The sequence below is a fragment of the Prosthecobacter sp. genome (assembly GCF_049294395.1).
In the GTDB taxonomy this organism is placed as follows: Bacteria; Verrucomicrobiota; Verrucomicrobiia; order Verrucomicrobiales; family Verrucomicrobiaceae; genus Prosthecobacter.
In genome coordinates, this window is record NZ_JBAQCR010000072.1 from 1 (window position 1) to 22745 (window position 22745).

At 58.5% G+C, this 22745-nt stretch carries 17 protein-coding genes; 8 read left to right on the forward strand and 9 right to left on the reverse strand.

Annotated elements, in window-relative coordinates; genetic code table 11:
• Nucleotides 1–273: 273 nt before the first annotated feature.
• Together WAW39_RS04970 and WAW39_RS04975 are read right to left on the reverse strand one after the other, a co-directional pair.
• Nucleotides 274–885, reverse strand: coding sequence for a hypothetical protein (locus WAW39_RS04970; protein ID WP_422316389.1), 612 nt, complete (start codon nucleotides 883–885; stop codon nucleotides 274–276).
• An 18-nt stretch (nucleotides 886–903) separates the two neighbouring features.
• Nucleotides 904–1236: a hypothetical protein gene (locus tag WAW39_RS04975; protein WP_422316391.1), complete on the reverse strand. Its 333-nt coding sequence runs from the start codon at nucleotides 1234–1236 to the stop codon at nucleotides 904–906.
• Nucleotides 1237–1345: 109 nt separating this feature from the next.
• On the opposite strand from WAW39_RS04975, the gene WAW39_RS04980 reads away from it, so the two are divergent.
• Nucleotides 1346–2155: a ParA family protein gene (locus WAW39_RS04980; protein WP_422316393.1), complete on the forward strand. Its 810-nt coding sequence runs from the start codon at nucleotides 1346–1348 to the stop codon at nucleotides 2153–2155.
• On the forward strand, nucleotides 2130–3053 hold the full coding sequence (locus tag WAW39_RS04985) for a hypothetical protein (protein WP_422316395.1): 924 nt from the start codon (nucleotides 2130–2132) through the stop codon (nucleotides 3051–3053). Before WAW39_RS04980 ends, WAW39_RS04985 begins: the two co-directional genes overlap by 26 nt.
• 27 nt (nucleotides 3054–3080) lie before the next feature.
• On the opposite strand, the gene WAW39_RS04990 is transcribed toward WAW39_RS04985, so the two are convergent.
• Nucleotides 3081–5684, reverse strand: a complete 2604-nt coding sequence (locus WAW39_RS04990) for a protein kinase domain-containing protein (protein ID WP_422316397.1) — start codon at nucleotides 5682–5684, stop codon at nucleotides 3081–3083.
• A 189-nt stretch (nucleotides 5685–5873) separates the two neighbouring features.
• Here WAW39_RS04990 and WAW39_RS04995 point away from each other — a divergent pair, with 189 nt between their 5' ends.
• The gene (locus WAW39_RS04995; protein WP_422316399.1) at nucleotides 5874–6350 is read left to right on the forward strand and encodes a low molecular weight protein arginine phosphatase; all 477 of its coding nucleotides are present in this window, start codon (nucleotides 5874–5876) and stop codon (nucleotides 6348–6350) included.
• A gap of 50 nt (nucleotides 6351–6400) precedes the next feature.
• On the forward strand, nucleotides 6401–8104 hold the full coding sequence (gene rpiB, locus WAW39_RS05000; protein WP_422316401.1) for a ribose 5-phosphate isomerase B: 1704 nt from the start codon (nucleotides 6401–6403) through the stop codon (nucleotides 8102–8104).
• On the opposite strand, the gene WAW39_RS05005 is transcribed toward rpiB, so the two are convergent.
• From WAW39_RS05005 to WAW39_RS05020, 4 genes are all read right to left on the reverse strand, one after another.
• Nucleotides 8105–8992 (reverse strand): S1 RNA-binding domain-containing protein, encoded by an 888-nt coding sequence (locus tag WAW39_RS05005; protein ID WP_422316403.1) that lies wholly within the window; start codon nucleotides 8990–8992, stop codon nucleotides 8105–8107.
• Nucleotides 8993–9031: 39 nt separating this feature from the next.
• The gene (locus WAW39_RS05010; RefSeq protein WP_422316405.1) at nucleotides 9032–10255 is read right to left on the reverse strand and encodes a PQQ-binding-like beta-propeller repeat protein; all 1224 of its coding nucleotides are present in this window, start codon (nucleotides 10253–10255) and stop codon (nucleotides 9032–9034) included.
• A 14-nt stretch (nucleotides 10256–10269) separates the two neighbouring features.
• Nucleotides 10270–11280 carry a tRNA (adenosine(37)-N6)-threonylcarbamoyltransferase complex transferase subunit TsaD gene (tsaD, locus tag WAW39_RS05015; protein ID WP_422316407.1) on the reverse strand — a complete coding sequence of 337 codons (1011 nt, stop codon included), beginning with the start codon at nucleotides 11278–11280 and terminating at the stop codon, nucleotides 10270–10272.
• 896 nt (nucleotides 11281–12176) lie between these two features.
• Entirely contained in the window at nucleotides 12177–15014 is a 2838-nt protein-coding gene (locus WAW39_RS05020; RefSeq protein WP_422316409.1) for a PQQ-dependent sugar dehydrogenase, read from the reverse strand.
• 112 nt (nucleotides 15015–15126) lie between these two features.
• On the opposite strand from WAW39_RS05020, the gene WAW39_RS05025 reads away from it, so the two are divergent.
• The 3 genes from WAW39_RS05025 (at nucleotide 15127) to WAW39_RS05035 (ending at nucleotide 17780) form a co-directional block, all read left to right on the forward strand.
• Nucleotides 15127–15990, forward strand: coding sequence for a hypothetical protein (locus WAW39_RS05025; protein WP_422316411.1), 864 nt, complete (start codon nucleotides 15127–15129; stop codon nucleotides 15988–15990).
• 87 nt (nucleotides 15991–16077) lie between these two features.
• A complete protein-coding gene (locus WAW39_RS05030) occupies nucleotides 16078–17079 on the forward strand; it encodes a sugar phosphate isomerase/epimerase family protein (protein WP_422316413.1) in 1002 nt (333 codons plus the stop codon).
• 107 nt (nucleotides 17080–17186) lie between these two features.
• Complete coding sequence (locus WAW39_RS05035) at nucleotides 17187–17780, forward strand: Uma2 family endonuclease (protein WP_422316415.1); 594 nt, start codon at nucleotides 17187–17189, stop codon at nucleotides 17778–17780.
• A 19-nt stretch (nucleotides 17781–17799) separates the two neighbouring features.
• Here WAW39_RS05035 and WAW39_RS05040 read toward each other — a convergent pair whose 3' ends face one another.
• Together WAW39_RS05040 and WAW39_RS05045 are read right to left on the reverse strand one after the other, a co-directional pair.
• The gene (locus WAW39_RS05040; protein WP_422316417.1) at nucleotides 17800–19152 is read right to left on the reverse strand and encodes a neutral/alkaline non-lysosomal ceramidase N-terminal domain-containing protein; all 1353 of its coding nucleotides are present in this window, start codon (nucleotides 19150–19152) and stop codon (nucleotides 17800–17802) included.
• Between the two features lie 5 nt (nucleotides 19153–19157).
• Nucleotides 19158–20378 carry a PQQ-binding-like beta-propeller repeat protein gene (locus WAW39_RS05045; RefSeq protein WP_422316419.1) on the reverse strand — a complete coding sequence of 407 codons (1221 nt, stop codon included), beginning with the start codon at nucleotides 20376–20378 and terminating at the stop codon, nucleotides 19158–19160.
• Nucleotides 20379–20545: 167 nt separating this feature from the next.
• Between WAW39_RS05045 and WAW39_RS05050 the strand changes: the two genes are divergently transcribed.
• Nucleotides 20546–22745: Tex family protein (locus WAW39_RS05050; protein WP_422316421.1), on the forward strand; the 2200-nt coding region annotated here is incomplete at its 3' end.

Below are 22745 nucleotides of genomic sequence, written 5' to 3' on the forward strand. Positions count from 1 at the left end.
ATCAAATTTGGCATCAATCGAGACCATTTCTTTACTGATTTGCTGAATCTCCACTTCGAGCTTGGACCGCTCATTATTCAAAGTGCCAACTTTATCGCAGGAACTTGCAAAAAGAGTGGCTGCGAGGCCAGTTAAGATTAGGGGGCGGTACATTAGGTAATGTTGTGGAGATGCTAGGAATGAATGAATCTTCTGATTATAAATACATTTAGAAACAATGTTTGCATGCGGAAAGTGGTGCAAAGAGAGCCTCTTGGAGAGCCAAAAGAAACTCTACAAGCCCTGGGGCTTGCCAGATGGGGCTGATTTGGAGGTCGTCGGCGCACTGAGCTCATCAAGCAGGCGCAGCAGGCCGACATGGATGGACTTCGGGCCTAGGTCATACTTCTGCACCAACTCCACCGGCAGCTCTTCGGTTTTTGCCTGCAGATTGGCCACCCCATCTTCGTGCAGAAAAGAGACCGAATTGTCGTTGATCTTGAAGATTTTGGCATTGTACAGGGCTGAACGGCCTGGCAGCCTGAGTTCCGGTATCACGGTGCCGATGGCGAATGTGCGGGTGTTCTCCACAGCTGCCACCATGGAATCTGCCATGTATTTGATTTCGCCGGTCAGTTTGCGCTCTTTGGCGTCCAGAAGGTCGCGCTGCCGAATGACCTCCGTCATTCGTGCTTCCAGCTGATCCACCTTGTCTTTGGCGGCTTTGATCTCAGTCCATTCCTGCCGGCGCAGCTCCGCGGTTTCTCGAGCAGCGCCGGCCTGGGATTTCAATTCGGCAAGCTCCGCCTTGAGTTTGTCGAGCTTGGAAAGGTAGTCGCAGCCGCCGATGATGCAGGCGAGCAAAAGCAGGGCCTTGAGAAAGGAGCTGAAACGGAATTCAAACACGGTGTTTTGTGGTGTGGCTTACTTAGGTTGCGCGGCTTTGAATGCTTCAGCGGCCGGCTTGAGCTTGGCGAACTCGGTTTCAATGGCGGAGAGCTTGCGCTCCCTGGGGCCATTGACAAATTCCAACGGACGCAGCTGGTTCTCTTTGATCTGGCCCTGTTCGAGAAGATGCATCAATCCCTCCCTGCCACCGAGTGCGGCGATGTCTTTATCGTACTGCCGGGTGGCTGATTCGTCCGTTTTCAATGTGGCGTCCAGTGCGGCGATTTCACGCTTGAGCTCCGTGTGCCGGTCACAAGACAGGCTCGTCAAACAGAGCACCAGACAACAAAAGAATGGAGGCAGTTTCATGAAAGGGGGCAGGGCAGATCCCCACCGGCGGAGAACCGCAGGATTTAATCTTGAATGGTCTGCCGCGCAACTTCCTTGCCATTCGCCAAACCCATCCTAGCATCGACGTGTGATAGCGATTGCAACAGCGAGTCAGAAAGGCGGCGTGGGTAAAACCACGTTGTGCATCAACCTCGCCTACTCACTGGCGCGGCGTGGCTGGCGCGTGCTGTTGATCGACACGGATCCGCAGGGCGGAGTGGGCTTGTCGCTGGCGAAGAGCACCAAGGCGCGTGAGGGCTTTCATGAGTTTCTCGTTCGAGGCGGGGATTTGAACAAAATGGTGGTGCCAACGCGGCTCCCAGAGCTGGAGATCGTACCCGCCGGGCAGTATGACACCTGCGCACGGCAGGGATGGTCGGCTCATGAGGTGCCGGCTCGGCTGGCCGATTTGCTGAGGGGGGCCGAACTGCGAGGTGTCGATGTCGTCCTGATGGATACAGCGGCCGGGATGAGCAGCACGACGGAAGCAGTGGTGAAGGCCTGTGATTTTGTGGTGCTGCCCCAGCAGGCCGAGCCACTGGCGATACGCAGCGTGCCGCATTTGCTGGAGACTCTGGCGCGTTTTCGTGCAGAGGGGGCTGGTGTGCGTGTTGCGGGCATTTTGCTGACGATGGTGATGCGGGAAAATGAGATGAGCCTGAAGGTTGCGCGGGAGCTGCGCGAAATGCTGCCTGCAAACCTGATGTTTCAGCAGAGCATTCCGCGCCTGTCCTCGTTTCTCGAAGCGAGTGCTTTGGGGGTGCCTGTGGCGCTGACAAAGCGCAACCCGCCGCCCGAAGCGTTGATTTTTGACCAGATTGCCGCAGAGCTGGAGCAGCGGATTGGATTGACCCACGAACGTGAAAGGGAGCATGGCCATGCAAGTCTCATGGATTGATGCCGAGCGGATCAAGGCGCTGGTGGCGCAGATCGCACCTCAGGAGGCAGGCGAGGAAGAAACATCAGGCTTGATTGAGATAGATACGACTCCAGAATCCTTGCTTGGTAATGCAGCCGAGGCCTGGGGGTTTGCCATGGACTGGCAGGAACCATCCTTGAGGCCAGAGCCTGTGGTCGCAGAGGCTGAAACATTGGCTGACGAATCAGAGCCACCGGCAGCGATGGAAGATGAAACGGATGATGACGAGCATGGTCTGTCCATTCCCAACCCGGCTGCCGCGCTGCCCCTGAGTCGAATCCGTGACAAGCTGCGTGCGATTCGCCAGCGTGCGACTGACGCGGGCATCCTCACCCGCATGAGCGAGAGTGTGGCAGTGGAGCCACCAGCCAAGGAACGAATCACAGTGTTTGCTCCTCCTCATGATGGAAGTGGCCACCCCGAGGAGACCGAATTCTGCAATGAAGAAGACGCAGATGATACTGTGCCCGAATTCACGGCCGTTTCTCCTCAGACAGCCGCTTTTAAAATTCCGCAAGGCTCGCGTGAAGTGCGACTGGCTGCATTTGCCGGCTGGGCGCGACAGGTTCTGCATGATGGGGGCGGACAGCTTCTTGTGATGAGTGATGACGGTGAAGTCCTGTGGGGTGGGGAGGCGAAAGCCGGGCTGGTGCTTTCCACCATGATGGCCTGTGGAGCGGCGATCCGTGCGAGCGCGATGTCCGCTTGTGAAACGCCTCCGGTGATTCACCAGCCGCTGGCATCTGGGAAAGTGCTCACTGTGATCCCGTGTGAAACGTCCGCCGGGATGGTACATGCTGCGGTGGCTGCTCCTGCGGGGCTGAGTCATGAACAGGCACACCTCCTGCGTGGCGCCCTGTGTGATGTGATGAACTGAGAGGAGCTGCCCTGAAAGGGCGTCTGGCTACTTCTTAAACAGAACCAGTTCGTTGATTCCCCAGTAGCTGCTTGCTGTACCCAGCTGAGTGATGCGCACAAAGCGTGCTTTCTGCGGTGTCTTGAAAACGATCTCGGTCACAACGTTCCCATCTCCCTGGGCATCCGTGGGATTCCATTGTGTGCCGTTGGATGACACTTCGATTTTGTACTTGCGCGGGTAGTCCTGATTGCTGGCCTGGCTGTCGAGCGCCAGTCCGGCGATATTTTCCTCGGTGGGCAGTTCGACGGTGAACCACTCGCCGCCCTTCATGGGAACTCCCGTGGCCCAACGGGACCCTGTATTGTTGTCCACAGCCTTTGCGCAGTCTTCTTTTTTGAGGCTGGCGTTCAGTTTCCAGGCACTGCGCGGCTCGATCCAGGCAAGCCTCGTTCTCAGCCGAGTGTTGAGGGGCGGGGGAGCTGCGGGCTGGAAGTACCAATCACGCACTCGTCCGTCGATGAGCTGGGTCTGGTCGGGCTTCAAGGTAATGGAGTACACGAAGAGTTCTGCCAGATAGCCGCTGAATTGATCCTGTGGGCTGACGCTTCCACCACTGCTGTCCTGACCACGTCCGATCAGCAGCCAGTTGAGCGGCTTGGAAGGAGCGGTGGACTTGCCGCCGGAGGAGGTGAAGGTCTTGCCATCGGCATCTCGTGCACGGAGCTCCACGAGGCCCGTGCTGGCGTTCCAGCTCACAAAGGCGAGGCAGGCCAGCGTGCCGTTCACATCCTTGGAGGTCAACGTTGGGCTTCCGCCTGCGTTTTTAACTTCTGCCACGAGGTTTTTCTTCTCATCCACCAGCAGAGATACCGTGGTGCCATCATCATTGCCAAGGGTGAAAACACGCATGGGAAGCTTTGCCGCATCGGCTTGAAAGGCGATGACGACGGTGAGTCCTTTATCGTTGGGGACTCCGACATCCTTGCTTCCGAAGGGCATGTTCTGCGTTTCAGTGCCCGTGTCATCAAGCTCCAGGATGCAGGGTTTGCCATTGTGAGAATGGAAATCGAGCACGACTCGCCCCGGCTTGGGGGTGCCACCGGTGGCGGCTTCGGGCCAGTTGGCGCGCTTGGGTGCGTAGTCTGGACTCTTCTGATAGCTGCGCAGAATGTTGTCGCCGCCGCGTTCAGAAAGGTCATGCCATTCGATGACCGGCTCGTTTGGGTTGGCTTGGGCGGGTTTGCCGTCGGCGCCTTTGCGGTTGGTCAGGTTGGCGGTGTTGCCCACATAGAAGAGTGAGATGCCACGATCCACAGGAGGAAACGGTCGGTCCTGCGGGAGCTGGTAGCTGACCTTGGGCGGATTGGACGAGATGCCAATGGCTGAGAGCGCCGAATTGCTGGAAGATGAAGCGCCGGGCTTTTTGCCGAAGAAAAAGCAGCCGCCGATGCCCAGCACGATGATGACTCCGCCAATAATGGCGATTTGTTTGATCAGCTTCGCGTTTGTCTGAATGAATGAAGCCGAAGACGATGAAGAAGGGCGGACCGCCGATGGCGGGCGCTGCATCGCTGTCGTGCGCCCGGTTCCGGGCCTGCGAGGCGCAGGTGCCAGCGGCGTTGTGAGTGCGGCGATCTCAACAACAGGCTGCGCCTCGGGAATGACTTCCACGGCCACCGGCTCGGCATAGACGGGCTGAGCTTCGGGGGGAGGATAGTAACCCGTCAGCGGCACCGTGCCTGTACCCGGAGGCATGCCAGGCGGCATATAGACGGGCGGCGGCGCGTACATGCCCATCCAAGGACCGTAGGGCACCATGGTGGGCATTTTTTCCCAGGCGCGGAATTCTTCGATGGCCTGCTGCGCGTTGGCCGGGCGGTCATCAGGCTTTTGTGCCATGAGGCGTGCACACCAAGCTCCCAGCCACTGCGGCACATGCGGGGCGATTTCATGCAGCGGCACCAAGATGTGGTCGATGTGCTTGTCGATGACCTCGGCCATCGAAGCTCCATCGAACGCTTTTCTACCCGAGAGTGCCTCGTAAAAGACACAACCTAGAGAGTAAAGATCCGTGCGTTCATCCACGGGCTCGCGCGTCAGCTGCTCGGGAGCCATGTAGTAAATGGATCCCATCACCGTGCCTTCCTGGTCTTCCGTCTGCTTGCGGGCGCGCAGCCCTGCACGTGCGAGACCGAAGTCGATGATCTTCGCCTGCATTCGGCCCCCGGGAAGACGCTCCACCTTGATGTTCTCCGGTTTGATGTCCCGATGAAGGATGTGGTGCTGGTGCGCTGCGAGCAGGCCTTCAAGCGTCTGCGAGGCCAGCTCTTTAAAATCGTCGTAGGGCAGCGGACCACGGGCGACGACATCGGCGAGGTCTTCACCCTGCAGAAGTTCCATCACAATGAACAATCCCTCGTCATCGCTCGCCACATCGAAGATGGTCACGATGTTCGGATTGCGCAGTGAGGCGAGTGCATCGGCCTCACGTCGCAGCTCGGAAGCGACGCCTTTGTCGACGTCAGCTTCGTTGGCGGTCAGCAGTCGTTTGACAGCGACCCAGCGCTTCAACTGGCTGTCATAAGCGCGGAAGACGGCTCCAACGCCGCCCATGCCGAGCTTTTCATATATTTTATATCGTTCCGCCATCCGATGTTTAAGCGCTTGAAAATAAGAGGAACAGAAGCAAAGCCCATGAGCCTCCCCTTTGGCAAGCGGGATATTCCACGAAAATGCTTATGAGCAGAAACTGCTCCGCCTTTGACAAAATGATGGTGTCGCGACACACTGACCTCCCCCGTCTGCTCTGGCGGGATCGAACCAAACCCGCTCAGCATCTTGAAAAACGTTCTTTTTGTCTGCACTGGCAACACCTGCCGCAGCCCGATGGCGGAAGCGCTTTTCCGTGATCTGGTCAGGGAACGCACTGACTATCAGGTCTCCAGCGCAGGTGTGGCAGCGGCACCCGGCATGCCTGCCAGCAAACACACGGCGGCTTTGCTGAAGGAGCGAGGTCTCGATCTTGCCAGTTTCCAGAGCCGCATGCTTGACCAGAAAACCTTGGAACAGGCCACGCATGTATTTGCAATGTCCTCGCATCACATGGCGGCCATCGCGGATGAATTTCCCGAGCAGGCTGACAAAGTTTACCTTGTCTCTGAATTTGCAGCCGAAGACGCCCTGCGCGGCAGGGATGTTTCCGACCCTTTTGGGCAGGGCCGTTCAGCGTATGAAGAGACGCTGCGCAGCCTGGAAAAAATACTGCCCAGCCTGATTGCTTACATCGACCAGACCTGGAAGCAAAATGATGGATGACAGCAGCCATCGCCCACCCATCTTCGACCCTCACCCCAACGCGAAAAAAAATGACCAGCAATCCCAACGGCAGCCCTCCCCATAAACTCGCCATCGCCGCCGACCATGGCGGAGTGGAATTGAAAAATGCCGTCGTCGCACACCTGCAATCCGCCGGCTATGGCGTTGAGGATCTGGGAGTGAATTCACACGATTCCGTCGATTACCCTGATTACGCCGAAGTGGTCGCTGACAAGGTGTTGTCTGGCGAGGCTGACGCCGGCATTTTGGTGTGCACCACGGGCATCGGCATGTGCATCGCTGCGAACCGTCATGTGGGCATTCAGGCGTCGCTGGTTAGCGATGCTCAGACCGCCGCCATCACGCGCGAGCACAACAACTCCAATGTGCTGTGCCTTTCCGGCAAAAACACCCCTGCGGCCACCGCGAATGAGATCGTGGACACATGGCTGAAAACCCCCTTTGCTGGTGGCCGTCATGGCCGCCGGGTGGACAAGATGAACGCGCAGCCGCACCCGCTCGATATTTTGGAAGCGAATGATCCCGCCGTCGCCGACATCATTCGTGGCGAGCAGCACCGTCAGCAGGACCACATCGAGCTCATTGCGAGTGAAAACTTCACCAGCAAGTCGGTCATGGCCGCCCAAGGCAGCTGCCTCACGAACAAGTATGCCGAAGGCTATCCCGGCAAGCGCTGGTACGGCGGTTGCGAGGAAGTCGATAAAGTCGAGCAGCTTGCCATCGATCGCGCGTGCGAGTTATTTGGAGCCAAATTCGCCAATGTGCAGCCGCACTCCGGTTCACAGGCCAATGCTGCGGTCTATTTCAGCGTTCTCCAGCCCGGCGACAAGGTGCTGGGCATGAACCTCGCCCACGGTGGTCACCTCACGCACGGTAATCCAGCCAACTTCTCCGGTCGTTTCTACAATTTCTGCCAGTACGGTGTGAACCAGGAAAACGAACTCATCGACTACGACGAGCTCGCCGAAGTCGCCCTGCGGGAGCAGCCCAAAATGATCACCGCTGGTGCCAGCGCCTACCCGCGCATCATCGATTTCAAAAGGATGAGCGAGATCGCCAAGAGCGTGGGTGCTTATCTGTTTGTGGATATGGCCCACATCGCTGGTCTGGTGGCCGGTGGCGCCCATCCCTCCCCGATGGAGTATGCAGATTTCGTCACCACCACCACGCACAAGAGCCTTCGCGGCCCGCGTGGCGGCATGATCCTCACCAATCGCGAGGACCTCTTCAAAAAGATCCAGAGCCAGGTCTTCCCCGGCGTCCAAGGGGGCCCCCTAATGCACGTCATTGCCGCCAAGGCAGTCTGCTTCGGCGAATGCCTCAAGCCCGGCTTCAAGGACTACACCGCCCAAATTGTCAAAAACGCTCAGGCCCTTGCGGCTGCTCTCGCCGCACTCGGTTACCGCATCGTCAGCGGTGGCACGGACAACCACCTTATGCTCGTCGATCTCCGCCCGAAAGGCCTCAATGGCAAGGTTGCCAGCGAGACCCTCGACAAGGCCGCGATCACCGTGAACAAAAATGGAATTCCCTTCGATACCGAGAAGATCACCCTCGGCGGCGGTATTCGTGTCGGCACTCCAGCCGTCACCACTCGCGGCATGAAGGAAGCTGAGATGAAGCAGATCGCCGCCTGGATCGACCGTGCGCTGACAAACCGTGAGGACGAAGCCGCCCTGGCTCAAATCCGCAAGGAAGTCAGCGAGATGAACCAGCGCTTCCCGCTGCCTTGATCATTTGGCTCCCGGGCCAGAAGGCTTCCAGTCACCGTCTTTCGCTTCACGAACGTCCAGGATTTCAATGCCTGGATTCGTGAAGCGGATTCGGCGCTGTTTGTAAAGCGAGCCCAGTGCCTGCTTGAACGCTTTTTTGCTGGCTTCGAAGTGGCTGCGAATGGCTTCAGGATGGCTGTCGTCGTCAAAGGCGAGCTTACCGCCATTGTTCTTGAGCGCTTCAAGAATGCGGTCCGTCAGTGACGCGACACGCTGATAACCTGAGGCATCGAGGCTGAGGTCGATCTTGCCGCTGGGATGCACCGCGCTGACAAAGCCGTTGATTCTTTGTCCGACCTGCAGTGGTGCACCGATGTTGGTGTGATACAGCAGTCCGACATGTGTTCCCGCCACAATGGCATTGTAGCCTAGTGGTGTGCGGGCGGTGATCAGCAAAGGTACAGGCTGCGCCGGTTTGAACGGCGGGCGCTCGCGGCTCAGGTGCCGGTTCAGGCGTGTGGTGGCGATGATGCGGTCCGTTTTCTCATCCAGCATGATGTAGGCTACGACCTTGTCGCCCACGTACACCTGATCCGCCTGCTCACGAAATGGCAGCAGCAGATCTTTGAGAAGGCCCCAGTTCAAAAACGCACCGATGTTGCGGTTCACGCTGACCACTTCCAGCGTGGCAAATTCGCCCACCATGGCGAAGGGCGTCTCCGTGGTGGCCACGAGGCGGTCCTCGGAATCACGATAGATGAAGACGTCCAGGGCCTCTCCGAGACTGGTGCCCTTGGGGATGTAACGGTTCGGCAGCAGGATCTCGCCATGATCACCCCCGTCCAGATAAATGCCGTGCGGCGTACTGTGAAGAACGATGAGGGAGTTGCGTTTGCCGATTTGTGCCATGCAACGCAAACTAGACGCGCCTGCGGATCAATCCAGCGCCTACTTCACCTTCAGCACGACCAGTTTCTCCGCATCCCGGGCGTAAAGCTGGCCATTTGAGAAGGCGTCATGGCTGCGATGTCCCGCGCGGGTGATCTGGCTGCGTTGCAGGAGATTGAATTTCTTCGGGTCAGCGGTGAAGATCCACAATTCACCGGCTTCGCTGTGCAGCAGGATTTTGTCTCCCACCAGAATCAGTGTGCCGCCCTGGAGGCGGTCCGGCGCTTCCCAGGCGATCTTGCCATCGGCCACGGAGATGCAGCGCAACGTCATGCCGCTCTCTTGCCTGCCGTGCAGGCCAAACACATGTCCGGCGTGATAAACTGGCGTGGTGTAGTGGCAGTCGAGAGTGTCGGCTTTTTTCCACACGTTGGTCAGTTTGCGTTCAGCCTTGTTCCACTGCCACAGGCCGGCTCCTACATCATACGCGGCGGTGAAAAGCAGCCTGCCATCTCCGCAGGGCACTGGAGCAGCCGCATTGACGGAGGCATCAATCTGGGCGCGGAAGTAGTCATCCGCCAGCACCTTGCCATCGCTGGTTTGCGTCAGGAGGACACCACGTCGGGTGAAAAAGGCGCTTATTCCCGGATCTCCGGTGAGCAGCAGGGGGGAGGAATAACTCGCTTCATCTTCCGTGGCCTGCCAGACGAGTTTTCCCGTGGCAAGATCCAGCGCGATGATGCCCGCCCCGCCCTTCGCATTCTTGCCACCCACATTGAGCAGCACCTTGCCATCCGTGACGAGCGGTGAGCAGGCGCGGCCAAAGTACCCCTGCGGCGATTCGAGTTCGGCGACGGTGTCATAACTCCAGATGAGTTCGCCTGTCTTGAAATCGAGCGCCTGGACCATGCCCTCCGGTCCATGGGTGATGACTTTGCCCGCAGCGATGCAAGGCACGGCGCGGGGGCCGTTGTCGAACCCAAAGCTGTCGCGGTAGGCAGTAGGGCAGGCATGTTTCCAGAGGGATTTGCCATCGGCGGCTGCCAGCGCTTCGGTGATGATCTCGCCGCCCTGGCGGTGGGTCATGATCACGCAGTTGTCGCAGACCACTGCTCCGGCATGACCGCTGCCCAGCATGCGCTTCCACACGATCTCGGGTTCAGCACTGCCGACGATGGCGGTTTCATCAGTGGCGGTGCAGTTGCGCAGTGGGCCGAGAAACTGCGGCCAGTCGCCTGCCTGGAGGCTGGTGAATGCGCAGAGGCAAAGAAAGATCGGGCGCATAAAAATGAGGGGGATTAGCTGACGAGGGAGAGATTGGGATCCACATCCGCCTCCAAAGGAGAAGTGTGGCCGATGCTGAAACGTTGCGCAGCGGCGAATGCAATCATGCCCGCATTGTCGGTGCAAAGATCCGGCCTTGCGAGCAGCAGTTGCAGGCCTGCTTTGGCGCAGCGCGCAGTGAGCGCCGCCCGCAGGCCACGGTTGCAGCTGACCCCGCCGCTCACGGTGACAAGCGTCTCCCCGCATTGCTTGGCCGCGAGCACCAGTTTTTCGACCAGCACCTCGATGATCGCCGCCTGCACACTGGCGCTGAGGTCGGCCAGCACCTGTTCGCTCTTCAGGTCGACTCGTGGCAGTTCATACAGCACGGCGGTCTTCAAGCCGCTGAAACTGAACTCCAGGCTGCGGCCATCCAGGAAGCTCCGCGGAAAGGCGAAGGCGGTTGGATCGCCACGTGTGGCCAGCTTGTCGATTTCCGGCCCGCCGGGGTAGGGAAGGCCGATCATCTTCGCCACCTTGTCAAAGGCCTCGCCTGCGGCGTCGTCACGCGTGCGACCCAGCAGTTCATAGCTGCCCACGCCGCGCACCCGAACCAGCATTGTGTGTCCGCCGCTGACGATGAGCGCCACACAGGCGCGTACCGGGCCGTTGCCATCCATAAAGGGGGAGAGCAGGTGGCCCTCCATGTGATTCACGGCCAGGAAAGGCTTGTTTTCAGAGATGGCCAGCGCCTTGGCCATGGACGTTCCAATGAGCAGCGAACTCACCAATCCCGGACCGCTGGTGGCTGCAAAAGCTGACATGTCGCCGAGCGTTTTTCCGGCGTCAGCCAGGACCTGCTGAACCAGCGGCCGCACGTGGAGGATGTGATTGCGTGAGGCCACCTCCGGCACGACTCCGCCATACTGGCGGTGAATTTCAATCTGTGACGCGATCCTCCCAGCGATCAGCTCGCCGTCCAGGGTACAGATGGCCGCAGCAGTCTCATCGCAGGAGGATTCAAGGGCGAGCAGGCAGTCTGGCATGGCAGTCCATCAATGAAGTATAAACAGGTGTCCAGCATCCGGAATTCGGCGCTGAAAGGGTGAAAAAAGAAGCCGCCGTCCCCCGGTTGGGTGGGGAACGGCGGCGCAATGTGACAGTTGCCTGTCAGACTAGAGCTTGTGACCGTCTTTGCAGTCGGCCTTCGCTTTGGCGTCGCACTTCGCACATGCCGTCTTTAGCTGGAACAGGATGCATGAAGCATCACGGACGCAGCGACAGAACAGTGGCAAGACGGATCATTAAATGATCACACGTAAGTTTCACAACCAGCCGCACTAGGCGGCCGAGTGCTTACTTGCCGCTGTGCACTGGTGGTGGCGGCGGCGGAGGAGCAGGCTGCTGGCAAGCGGAGAGGACGGCGGAAGCCGCGATGAGGGCAAGGATAGCGATTTTCATGTGTGTGGGTGTTAACCTGTTTGTTAAGCTTCCCATCCACCAGACTCCTGGCAGCGGGATTTTTCGAGATTAACGACAACTTCTGTTTTTGCAAACAGCCAAATGCATTCTCTGCGAAAACGCGCAAGGGAGGCATAGGAAAGGGGATACTTGGGACTACCATAATGTTAGACTGTGTTTTGATGAGAATCACCCATAGGGCCCGTTCTCTCCCAAGCCGTAGGCCATGCCCAAGACTTCACCGTCATCTTCCGAGAAAAAGATGCGCAGAGGTCTGCAGCAAACCTCACAGTCATAGTCCACATCGCATGGCACCTCGTTATAGGATGGGGTAGAAACCTCAAATTCCTGAAAACAGCTCGGGCAGGTGACTGGGGTGGTATGCATCAATGATATTTGAACGCATCATCCTCGTCCGGTGTATGCAGTTTCTTGTGGGTTAGAGCGGGGGGAATGGGCGTGTCGCAAAGGGGGTATGTGCCTATCTCAAGCCCGCCAAGAGCGCCATGAGGTCTGCGGCTTCCTGCTCAGTCATGCTTTGCAGCAGCCCTTCGGGCATCAGGGACACCGGCTGCGGCTGCTGACTTTTGATTTGGTCACGTTGGATCGTTTGCGGCTGTCCGGTGGGGAGCTTGAGAGTGATCGTCCCTTCATCGGAATGGGTGACGAAACCACTTTGCACGCTGCCGTCCTTCAATGTGACGAGCCAGGTCTCGTAACCCTTGGCGATGTTTTTTGAGGGCTTATGCAGGCTTTCGAGGATTTGCTCACGCGTCAGTCGCGCCCCCACCTTGCTCAGATCCGGGCCGAAATCGCGGCCGATGCCGTTGACGATATGGCAGGCCAGGCAGGTGGCCAGCTTGCCGCTCATGCTGACGAGTTCACTGCCGCGCTTTGCATCACCTTGGACGGCGAGGAGCTTTTTCGCGTCGAAATTCACGCCGAGGGTCTTCACCCGCTGCTCAGGCGGCAGGAAGCGCTCGAACAAGGAAGTGATGTTCGGATCACCACTCGCCATCGCGGCTTTGATGGCGGCCTCACGCCGTGGCTGAGGGATCTGCCCGGTGGACACGGCCATCATTAGGTGAGTCGGTGAACTGCGGAACCAATGCAGGGGATCGGCGTGGATCCGGTATTGGTTTTCCGGATGTTTGCCGGAGAGCAGCTCGGCCTCATATCCGGAGTCTGCCTGCTGCAGCATGTCTTCTTCGCTGACATAGCTTTCTGCGGGGCCTTTCTTGGGGTAGATGCTCGAAATCCAATCCCATAGTAGCTTCAGGCCATCAGGGTCTGGGTCATGCGCGCCGATCATCGGCATATGTCCGCTGCCTGTCCGTGCAATGCGCTGAAACAGGATGCTGCGGTGAGGAGCCCACGGATAGATTACGGCTGGATCACTGATGCCAAGATCTCCCCGCTTCGGCTTTTCATAGATTGTCATCGTCTCCGCTGTGGGCAGATCGAAGTTCACCATCAGCGGCACGCTGCCGCCGCCGTGGCGACGGTGGCAATGGGCGCAGTTGGCATGCAGCCAGGAGCGTGCGCGGGATTCGAGATCAGCCTTGGTGTCTCGACTGGAGACTAGGTGGTTTTGCAACCGTCCAAGAAAAGGGCCATCGAACAAAGCTGATGCTTCGGCTGGTTTCTTGCCGCCAATGCTGACAAGCTGATCCGGCTGAAATCCAAGAGCGAAGCCGCTCCAGTTGTTGTGACATCGGGCGCATTCGGCGCGGCCATGGATGCGCCAGGGCTGCTTTTGCGCGGTGAACTCGGCACCATCGACGTCGACGAGCTCAGCATCCGTGCCTTGGTCATTCCAGCGGTAGGAATAGCCGTTCCAAGTCTCGCCATCGAAATGGAGCAATTGGGTTTCGATACGCTGCTGGGTGGCTGTCCTGGTGATGGTCCGGGCGAGCACGGACTCGGCGGGCCATTCGACTTTGTAGTTCGGCTTCGCGGGATTGCCGCTGGTGGTGGTGCGGATGCTTTTGCCTTCCGGCAGGGCGATGAAGCGTGTGGCAGTGGCGCCGTCTTGCCACATCGGTTCGGCAATCTCAAAGTTCAGCACGCCTGTGGCGGGTGTCTGCGCAGCGGTGTCTTTGAACAAGCCCGTGTCGCTGAGTTTCTGCGGAAACTGGCTCGGTTTGCCGACGGCAAGGTTGGGTGCCAAGCGGTAGATTCGTGTGCTGTTTTCCCAGTTCATCCAGTACACCTCACCATCCTCGCTTTGTCCGAAGGTGACGATCTTGTGGGGAGTGTCGGCAATTTCCTCACGGCGCGTGACTTGTTTGCCGTCATGCCAGAGCGCCCAGATTTTGCCGGTTTCGTAGTCGCCGTAGATGTAGGCTCCGTTCAATTCAGGAAAGCGGGTGCCGTGATAGACATAGCCGCCGGTGATGCTCGCGGCCTCGGTGTGCGGATGTGCAGCCACGGGCGGGATGATGGGCTCGGGGCGTTGGGTTTCTGGCTTGATCGGCTGGCTTGCTTCATACGCGCTCCAGCCATGGTTGCCTCCGCGTTGCACGAGGTGGATCATCTCCCACAGCTCCCAGCCGACGTCCCCGCACCATAGGCGGCCTTGGGAGTCAAAGCTGATCTTCCAAGGATTGCGAAAGCCGAAGGCCCAGATTTCCGGCATGGCCTTGGGTGTTTTTAAGAAGGGATTGTCGGCTGGAATGGCATACGCTTTGCCATTTTCCTGATGATCCACGTCGATGCGCAGGATGGAGGACAGCAGATCGCTGATGTCCTGCCCTGTATTCAGCGGGTCAGGTGGGGAGGGGACTTCAGCGTCGCCGGTGGAGATGTAGAGCTTGCCGTCTGGGCCGAACTGAAGAGAGGCCCCATTGTGGCCGCCGCTGCGCCATGTCAGCAGCACGGTCTCCGACTTGGGATCAAGCACCGGCGGCTCCTGCTGCGTGAGTTTGAAGCGCGAGAGCTTGGTGCCATCGGTCACTTTGTCGCCGTAGGCATAGCAGAGGAAGACCTGGCCGTTCTCCTTCCACCGTGGATGAAACGCGATGCCATAGGCGTATTGCAGCAGCGGATGCTCTGGCTTGAGATCGATGAGCAGGTCCTTTGCGCTGGCGTCCGGTGCATCCTTAAAGCTCCAGATTTTGCCACCCTTTTCGACGGCGACAAAGCGCTGCGCACCGGGTACGGCGATCATCTCCAAGGCATCCTGAAGCTGGATGGAGGCAAAAGCCTGCTCAGCGATGAAGGGTTTCGGTGCTTCAGGTGAACCATGAACGTGTGAGGTGGTCCATTGCGCATGAGTCGCGGCGGTGAAGGCGAGGCAGAGGAGAAACACACGGTGCATTTTTGCATCATGGAATGAACCGGCGGCATTCGCCAAGCATGAAATGAGCGCGCTCTGCGGGGCTGGTACTTGCGGCTTGTGCGGGCGCGCATGCCTTTGGTAGTCTCCCAGCATGCATGCCCCGCTGCGTTTTCTGCTGTTTTTGCTCATCTCCGTTCATCTGAACGCCGCTGACACTTTGGCAGGACCTGTGGACCTTGGCGCCCCCTCTTCTCTCCGCCCAGGCACTCTGCTGCGGGAAAAGCGCGAGGTGCGCGTGCAGGAGGGCAAAGGGCGCATGCAGAAGTCCAGTTCAGCCAATGACTTTTTCTGCCGCTTCGTTCAGCAGGCTAACCTCGTCCGGCGTCTGATGGGAACTGACACCGAGGAGGTGCAGGTGCGCGAGATGCTCTGCGAACTGATCAATTACAACGGCCCCGCCCCGCAGCCTGCCGAACAGGCCGGGCCCTTGGTGGGCAAGATCCTCCGGCTGCGCAAATCAGATGGAAAATGGAAATGCGCCCTGGTTGGCGGCAAGCCCACCGCAGAGCAGCAGAAGTTCCTCAATGATCTGGCATTCACCAGACTTCTGCTGGAAATCCCAGAGGCGTGCCTTCTCAATCAGACGCGAAAAGCCGGTGAGACGTGGAAAGTCAGCATCAATGAATCCAGCGGCAAGGACTACGGCGCGGTGGTCGCGGAGGACATCGAATGCACCCTGGTCGCCGTGGATGAGCGCTCCGACGGTTCGCAGGCAACCGTCCATATGGTCGGCAAGTTCACGATGGAGCGGCCCATGAATTACCTCAGCCGCATCGAGGTCGCTTTCGACATCACCCTCGTCCGCCGCCTCTCAGACATGCTGGATGTGAACACCAAGATCACCGGCAACCTCAAGAATATCGCCCAAGTCAACGACGCGGAAGGCAAGGCCGCGCAGCTTATCCTTGAGCTCCCCTACACCCTCGTCCGCACTCAGGCGATCGAGCGCAAATAGCCGCCCCTCGCAAAAAATCGTCATTCACATTCGACTTTCACGAATCTTTCTCCTTCTTCCCCGCCTCAACTCAACCACACACCTGACATGCCACGCCCAGTCACTCTCTTCACCGGCCAGTGGGCCGATCTTTCCTGCGATACCATGATCCAGAAGGCCAAGGCTTTCGGTTATGACGGTGTCGAACTCGCCTGCTGGGGCGACCACTTCGAAGTGGACAAGGCCGATCAGGCCTACTGCGATGCCAAGCGTGCCAAACTGAAGGCCGCAGGAATGCAGTGCCACGCCATCTCCACCCACCTCGTGGGCCAGGCCGTGTGCGACAACATCGACCCCCGCCATGCCCAGATTCTTCCCGGCCATATCTACGGCGACGGCAATCCTGAAGGCGTCCGCCAGCGTGCCGCTGAAGAGCTCATCAAGACCGCACACGCTGCCAAGCGTTTCGGCGTCAGCGTCGTCAACGGCTTCACTGGCAGCAGCATCTGGCATCTTGTTTACTCCTTCCCGCCGAATCTCCCCGGCCAGATCGACGCCGGCTACAAGGACTTCGCCAAGCGCTTCACCCCGATCTTCGATGAGTATCAGAAGCTCGGCATCCGCTATGCCCTCGAAGTACATCCCACGGAGATCGCCTTCGACATCGCCAGCGCCGAGCGCGCTCTGCAGGCCGTCGATTACCATCCCGCCTTCGGCTTCAACTACGACCCCAGCCACTTTGGCTATCAGGGCGTCGATTATGTGAAGTTCCTCTACAAGTTCAGCGACCGCATTTTCCACGTGCACATGAAGGATGTTGCCTGGGGCATCGGTGACGGCACCGCCGGCGTCTTCGGCGGCCACGTCGATTTCCACAAGCCGAGCCGCTACTGGGACTTCAAGTCCGTCGGCCGTGGCAACATCAACTTCGAGCGCATCATCCGCGCCCTCAACGACATCGACTACGGTGGCCCGCTGAGCGTCGAGTGGGAAGACGGCGCGATGGACCGCGAGTTCGGCGCCGCCGAATCCGCCGCCTTTGTGAAGAAGATCGACTTCCCGCCTTCGAAGATCATCTTCGACGCGCAGTTTGCTGAGAACAGCAAGTGATGCGCAGAGCGAGATCCCATTCGGAATCATCCGTCACGGCCCGGGAGGAAGCTTCCGGGCCGTTTCGTTGATTGAATCAAGGGCCCAAATTGGTAGCCTCTGTCACCATGGGCATCGCAAAAGCCAAAATCAAGCACACCGTCGAGCAATACTACGATCTTGAAGAAAACGAGGTGTACAAAAGCGAGTTTCACGACGGTGATATATTCGCCATGGCTGGGGGCAGTCCGGAGCACAGTTTGATTGTGACCAATTTGCTTGGGGAACTCCGCCAGCGTCTCAAAGGTAAAACCTGTACGCCTTACGACAGCAATTTGCGCATCAAGATTCCTGCCACAGGTTTCGTCACGTACCCGGACGCTGCGGTGTTCTGCAAGAAGCTCGAATTTGATCCCAAGGACAAGCGCCAGCAGACTGCGATCAATCCGACCATCGTCTTTGAAGTGCTTTCCAAGTCCACCGAGAGCTATGATCGCGGCAAGAAGGCGGAGAATTATCGCCAGCTTGAATCACTCAAGGCCTACGTACTTGTTTCTCAAACAAGCCCCCACATTGAGATCTACGAGCGTCATGGCGACGGCTTCTGGTTCCTGACTGAGGCCAAGGGGCTTGATCAAGAGCTTGCCATCAAAAGCCTCGGCATCCAGCTGCCTCTGGCTGAGGTGTATGACCGCATGAAGTTCGGCAGAAAAAACTCCTGAGAGCTGGCACGTTTCGTTTTCACTCCACGGTCTTCCGCAACTCCATCACCGTGTTGACAATATTCTCCTCGGTCTTGTCGCTCCATCGTGTGGGATGCGAGCCGTAGATCATGGCTCCGCCGCCTTCGTAGCCGCCTTCCTGCCAGATGCGGAGGCTGGGGATGTAGGCCATGACGTCGTTGGTGTAGCCGCTGACCCAGACGATGGGATCTTTGAGGTCCTGCTTGAGGCGGAGTGAGTAGTCCACGACGACTTCGCCGCCGAGCGTGACCCACGTGAGGTCGTTGCCAAGGCGAAGCACCTGTACGGGATAGGGATAGGTCGTGGACAGCGGACCTTCGTCGGCGATGCGCTGGAGCACGCGGGTCGCATGCGTGACCTGCCATTTGTTCGTGGATTTCTGTTCTTCGAGAAGCTGTTCCTTGGTTGGCAGCTTGTCATAAGCCAGCGGGATTTCACGATAGGCGGCACGGATGGTCCCCTTGATGCGCTGCATGTGGGTTTCCAGCGCGGCCTGCACGGAGGTGGCGAGCGATTTGCCATGCGTTTGCGCGAGTTCCATGGTCTTACGCGGGTAGGGGTTCTGATCGCCGCTGCAACCGTTCGCAAACATCGCCACCGCATCGGGATGCGCTTTTTCGATTTCCTGCTGAGCATAGCCCGCGTAGTCGCCGCTGAATTTTTGATGACCCAGCGTGGTGCAGTGGCAGGAGTAGCCAAAGATGATCGCGATGTCCTTGCCATCCGCGCTGCTGGCTTTGAGCACGGGCACCGTTTGATCCACCGGACCTTGCGGATTAGGGAAATTGTTCCAGCCGCCTTTGCCGTCCGGAGTGCGGCGGTTCATCGAGACACCGCAGCGTGCCGTGCTGTAATCCAGATGCGCCGGAACTGATTTTTGCAGTGCTTCACCGACGAGTTTGACCAAGGTGTTTTCCAACTGGGCCGTGTATTCCGCCGCTTCTTTCTCACGCAGCGCCAGATCATCCGCGCCATGAATCTTGCTCGTGCGCAGTTCCGGTCCGCTGTGCGTGTGAGAGGCGTTGATGGCGAGGTTCGCCGGTTCGATGCCGTGTTCTTTTTTCACCCGCTCTGCCACAGCAAGGCGCAGATTCCTCGGCACGCCGATCAAATCCATCGTGATAAGAACGAAGCGCCCGCCTGCCTGATCCGTGAGCACCAATGCTTTCGCGAACAGATCCAGTTCCACGCCTTCAGAGGGCTTGGTGCGCGCTGCATAACCCGCCATCCACATCGGTTTGTCCGGAGTGATCTTGGCTGATGCTGCACCCGCCTTCCATGCGGGCGATTCGGCTACGGGAGCGGCGGCAATGACAAAGACGGCAAGGAGGATGGGCAGCCAGAGTTTCATACTCATTACCAAAGCCGCCAGGCTGACAATTCTTTATCGCTGCGCGCAAATACCCTGTTTCCCGCGAATGCCGGATGTGCCCAGGTTTTGCCGATGATCTGCCAGCGGGCCAGTTCCTCGCGTTTATCGGGTTTCAGCGTGACATAGACCAGTTCACCGCTGGCATTGAGCAAGGCGGCGAGGTTGGTCGATTCCTGCATCCACACGAGACTCATCTGCGGATTGCTGTCTTTCGGTGTCAGCGAATTGTCATCGCTCCAGAGGATTCTGCCGGTCTTGAGCTCGAAGGCCTGAAGGCCGCGAGTCTTGTCGAGCATGTAAACGACACCGTCTTTATACAATGGCGCCGACATGAGACCGCAGATCTCAGTTTGATTTTCCCACAGCAGGGTGGCGCTCTTTTCGAGTTGGAGCGCCTTTGCACCGTGCCAGTAGCCAGAGACGAGAAGAATGCCGTTACGATAGAGAGGTTGCGCGATGCTGACGCCATACGTGATCTTGTATGGAACGAGCCAGTTCACCCGACCGCTGTCTGGATCAAGGCTCTGCACATGCTCCGGTCCCCACGCGATGAGCTGACGAGTGCCCATATGCGAAATGATCTCCGGCGTGCAATAACCCGCTGCATCTGGGCCGCCGCGCCAGACTTCCTTGCCGGATGTTTTGTCCAAGGCGATGACGGAGCCTGCATTTGCCCCGACATGAAGGAGCACTCGATTCCCATCGATCACCGGCGACGCTGCAAAACCCCACTTTGGAATCTTCGCCCCGAAGGTTTCGACCGTGTCCACCTGCCATACCACCTGGCCCGTCACAGCATCGAGACACGATGCCACACCCGTCGCACCCAGGGCGTAGGCCCTGCCATCGGAAATGTTCACCGATGAACGCGGCCCGGTCCCGTACTCCATGCTGCCGTAGCTGACCTCCCAGCTGTGCTGCCAGATATTTGTGCCGCTCTCAGCATCGAAACACAGAATGCGTTCGATCTCTTTGGGAGTCTTGAGCCGGTCCATCACATACACCCGTCCGTTGCTTGCAGTGACACCGCCGAACCCGGCGCTGATCTCTTTTTTCCAAAGTCTCTCGGGCTCTTTCCTGGCAATGTCCGCCGGGATATCCTTCGGATTCCAGCCTCCATCCGCATTCGGCCCACGCCAGCGCGGCCAGTCCTCAGCGGCAGATGCAAGGGTTGAAACCAGAAAAGCCACAAAAAAATTCTTCATGCTGCTTCAATACGAAGCCGCCTTGGAAATTTCGCAACACGATGTCAAGCCATGGCTCCGACAAAAGTTTTTCACATGTGATCTTGAATGGTTGCTGCCCGTGATCGTCTCGCTAACTCCACTGATCCCAACCGGATTTTTATCCTTCACTTTTCCCTTTTCCAACCATGTCTGCTGCTAACGAACTCAACATCAATGTCACCCACGTCGAACGTGTCGCCAAAGAGCTGGGCCTGCGGGCCATCCAGGTCGGCGCGACGGCCAAACTCTTTGCTGATGGCGCCACCGTGCCCTTCATCGCCCGTTACCGAAAGGAGGCCACCGGGTCTCTGGATGAAGTGCAAATTCAGAACATTCAGGAGCGCATGACGCAGCTCGTGGCGCTGGATGACCGCCGCACCGCGATTGTGAAATCACTCGAAGAACGCAAGCTGATGACCGACGTCCTGCGCGCGAAGATCGACAAGGCCGAGACGATGAATGCCTTGGAGGACATCTTTGCGCCGTTCCGTCCGAAGCGCCGCACACGCGCCACGATCGCGAAGGAAAAAGGTCTGGAGCCGCTGGCGGACTTCATTGAGGCCAACCTCATGACCCACGGCGTGGATCTGAATGGCGAAGTGGTGAAGTATGTGAACCCGGACCACGAAAACGAAGAGCTGCGCGTCAAGGACGCCAACGACGCGCTGAGTGGTGCGCGCGACATCATCGCGGAGCGCATCAGCGATCATGCGGATGCTCGTGCCACCTTGCGCAAATTTTTCGCGGAGCAGTCCACGGTCGTTTCCAAGGTCATGTTTGGAAAAGAAAAGGACGAAGAGGCGCAGAAGTTCCGCGACTACTTCGACTGGAGCGAGCCGCTGAAGGCCATCCCATCTCACCGCATGCTCGCCATTCGTCGTGGAGAAAAAGAAGGCTTCTTGCTCATGCGCATCCAGCCTGCGGAAGACACCGCGATCAAGTTGATCGAAAACCTTTTTGTCAAAGGCGGCAATGCCTGCTCTGACCAGATGAAGCTGGCATGCGCCGACAGCTACAAGCGCCTGCTGAGCTCCAGCATGGAGACGGAAGCGCGTCTTGAATCGAAGAAGAAGGCTGACACCGAGGCTGTGCGCGTGTTTGCCGACAACCTGCGCGAGCTGCTGCTGGCGGCGCCGCTGGGACAGAAGCGTGTTCTCGGCATCGACCCCGGCTTCCGCACGGGCTGCAAAGTCGTCGTCCTTGATGCTCAGGGCCAGCTTCTCTACAACGATGTGATCTACCTGCTCGGCGAGGGCAGTGGCTTGCTGCACGCGAAAAATTTGGTGCTCAATCTGGTGGATCGTTACAAGATCCAGGCCATTGCCATCGGCAATGGCACCGCCAGCCGTGAGACGGAAATGTTCGTGAAGAAGATCGGCGTGCCGGCCTCAATTCCGGTGATCATGGTGAACGAAAGCGGCGCCTCCATTTACAGCGCCAGCGAAGTCGCACGTGAGGAGTTCCCCAATCATGACGTCACTGTGCGTGGTTCCGTTTCCATCGCCCGCCGTCTCATGGACCCGCTGGCGGAACTGGTGAAACTCGATCCGAAATCCATCGGCGTCGGCCAGTATCAGCACGACGTGGATCAGAACCAGCTCAAGACCAGTCTCGATCATGTGGTCATCAGTGCGGTGAACGGCGTCGGTGTGGAGCTGAACACGGCCAGCAAGCAACTGCTCAGCTATGTGTCCGGTTTGAACAGCGCGCATGCGGCCAACATCGTGGCCTTCCGCAATGAGAACGGCCCGTTCAAGAGCCGCAAGGATCTCATGAAGGTGCCAAGACTGGGCGACAAAGCGTTCGAGCAGGCGGCAGGCTTCCTGCGCATTCGTGATGCCGTGCATCCGCTGGATGCCAGCGCGGTGCACCCAGAGCGCTACCCTCTCGTCGAGAAAATGGCGGCTGACATCGGCTGCACGGTGCCGGAGCTCATGCAGCGTGCGGACCTGCGCCAGAAGATCGACCTCAAGAAGTATGTGAGCCAGGACGTGGGTCTGCCAACGCTGCAGGACATCATGAATGAGCTCGCCAAGCCAGGCCGCGATCCGCGCAAGCAGTTCGAAGTCTTCAGCTTCGCCGACGGCGTGAACGACATGAAGGATCTCACCGTGGGCATGAAGCTGCCGGGCATCGTGACGAACGTAACGGCCTTTGGCGCTTTTGTGGACATCGGCGTGCATCAGGACGGCCTCGTGCATGTGAGCCAGCTCAGTGACACCTTTGTGCGTGATGCCGCAGAAGTCGTGAAGGTCGCGCAGCGCGTGCAGGTCACGGTCACGGAAGTGGACATTCCGCGCAAACGCATCGCTCTGAGCATGAAATCGAAGCCTGACTTTGAGAAGA

What these genes read in the sequence shown, in the direction of transcription:
- WAW39_RS04975 (WP_422316391.1), bottom strand. Translation starts at nt 1,236, where the DNA reads ATGAAACTGCCTCCATTCTTTTGTTGTCTGGTGCTCTGTTTGACGAGC.
- WAW39_RS04985 (WP_422316395.1), top strand. Translation starts at nt 2,130, where the DNA reads ATGGCCATGCAAGTCTCATGGATTGATGCCGAGCGGATCAAGGCGCTG.
- WAW39_RS04990 (WP_422316397.1), bottom strand. Translation starts at nt 5,684, where the DNA reads ATGGCGGAACGATATAAAATATATGAAAAGCTCGGCATGGGCGGCGTT.
- rpiB (WP_422316401.1), top strand. Translation starts at nt 6,401, where the DNA reads ATGACCAGCAATCCCAACGGCAGCCCTCCCCATAAACTCGCCATCGCC.
- WAW39_RS05005 (WP_422316403.1), bottom strand. Translation starts at nt 8,992, where the DNA reads ATGGCACAAATCGGCAAACGCAACTCCCTCATCGTTCTTCACAGTACG.
- WAW39_RS05010 (WP_422316405.1), bottom strand. Translation starts at nt 10,255, where the DNA reads ATGCGCCCGATCTTTCTTTGCCTCTGCGCATTCACCAGCCTCCAGGCA.
- tsaD (WP_422316407.1), bottom strand. Translation starts at nt 11,280, where the DNA reads ATGCCAGACTGCCTGCTCGCCCTTGAATCCTCCTGCGATGAGACTGCT.
- WAW39_RS05020 (WP_422316409.1), bottom strand. Translation starts at nt 15,014, where the DNA reads ATGCACCGTGTGTTTCTCCTCTGCCTCGCCTTCACCGCCGCGACTCAT.
- WAW39_RS05025 (WP_422316411.1), top strand. Translation starts at nt 15,127, where the DNA reads ATGCATGCCCCGCTGCGTTTTCTGCTGTTTTTGCTCATCTCCGTTCAT.
- WAW39_RS05030 (WP_422316413.1), top strand. Translation starts at nt 16,078, where the DNA reads ATGCCACGCCCAGTCACTCTCTTCACCGGCCAGTGGGCCGATCTTTCC.
- WAW39_RS05035 (WP_422316415.1), top strand. Translation starts at nt 17,187, where the DNA reads ATGGGCATCGCAAAAGCCAAAATCAAGCACACCGTCGAGCAATACTAC.
- WAW39_RS05040 (WP_422316417.1), bottom strand. Translation starts at nt 19,152, where the DNA reads ATGAAACTCTGGCTGCCCATCCTCCTTGCCGTCTTTGTCATTGCCGCC.
- WAW39_RS05045 (WP_422316419.1), bottom strand. Translation starts at nt 20,378, where the DNA reads ATGAAGAATTTTTTTGTGGCTTTTCTGGTTTCAACCCTTGCATCTGCC.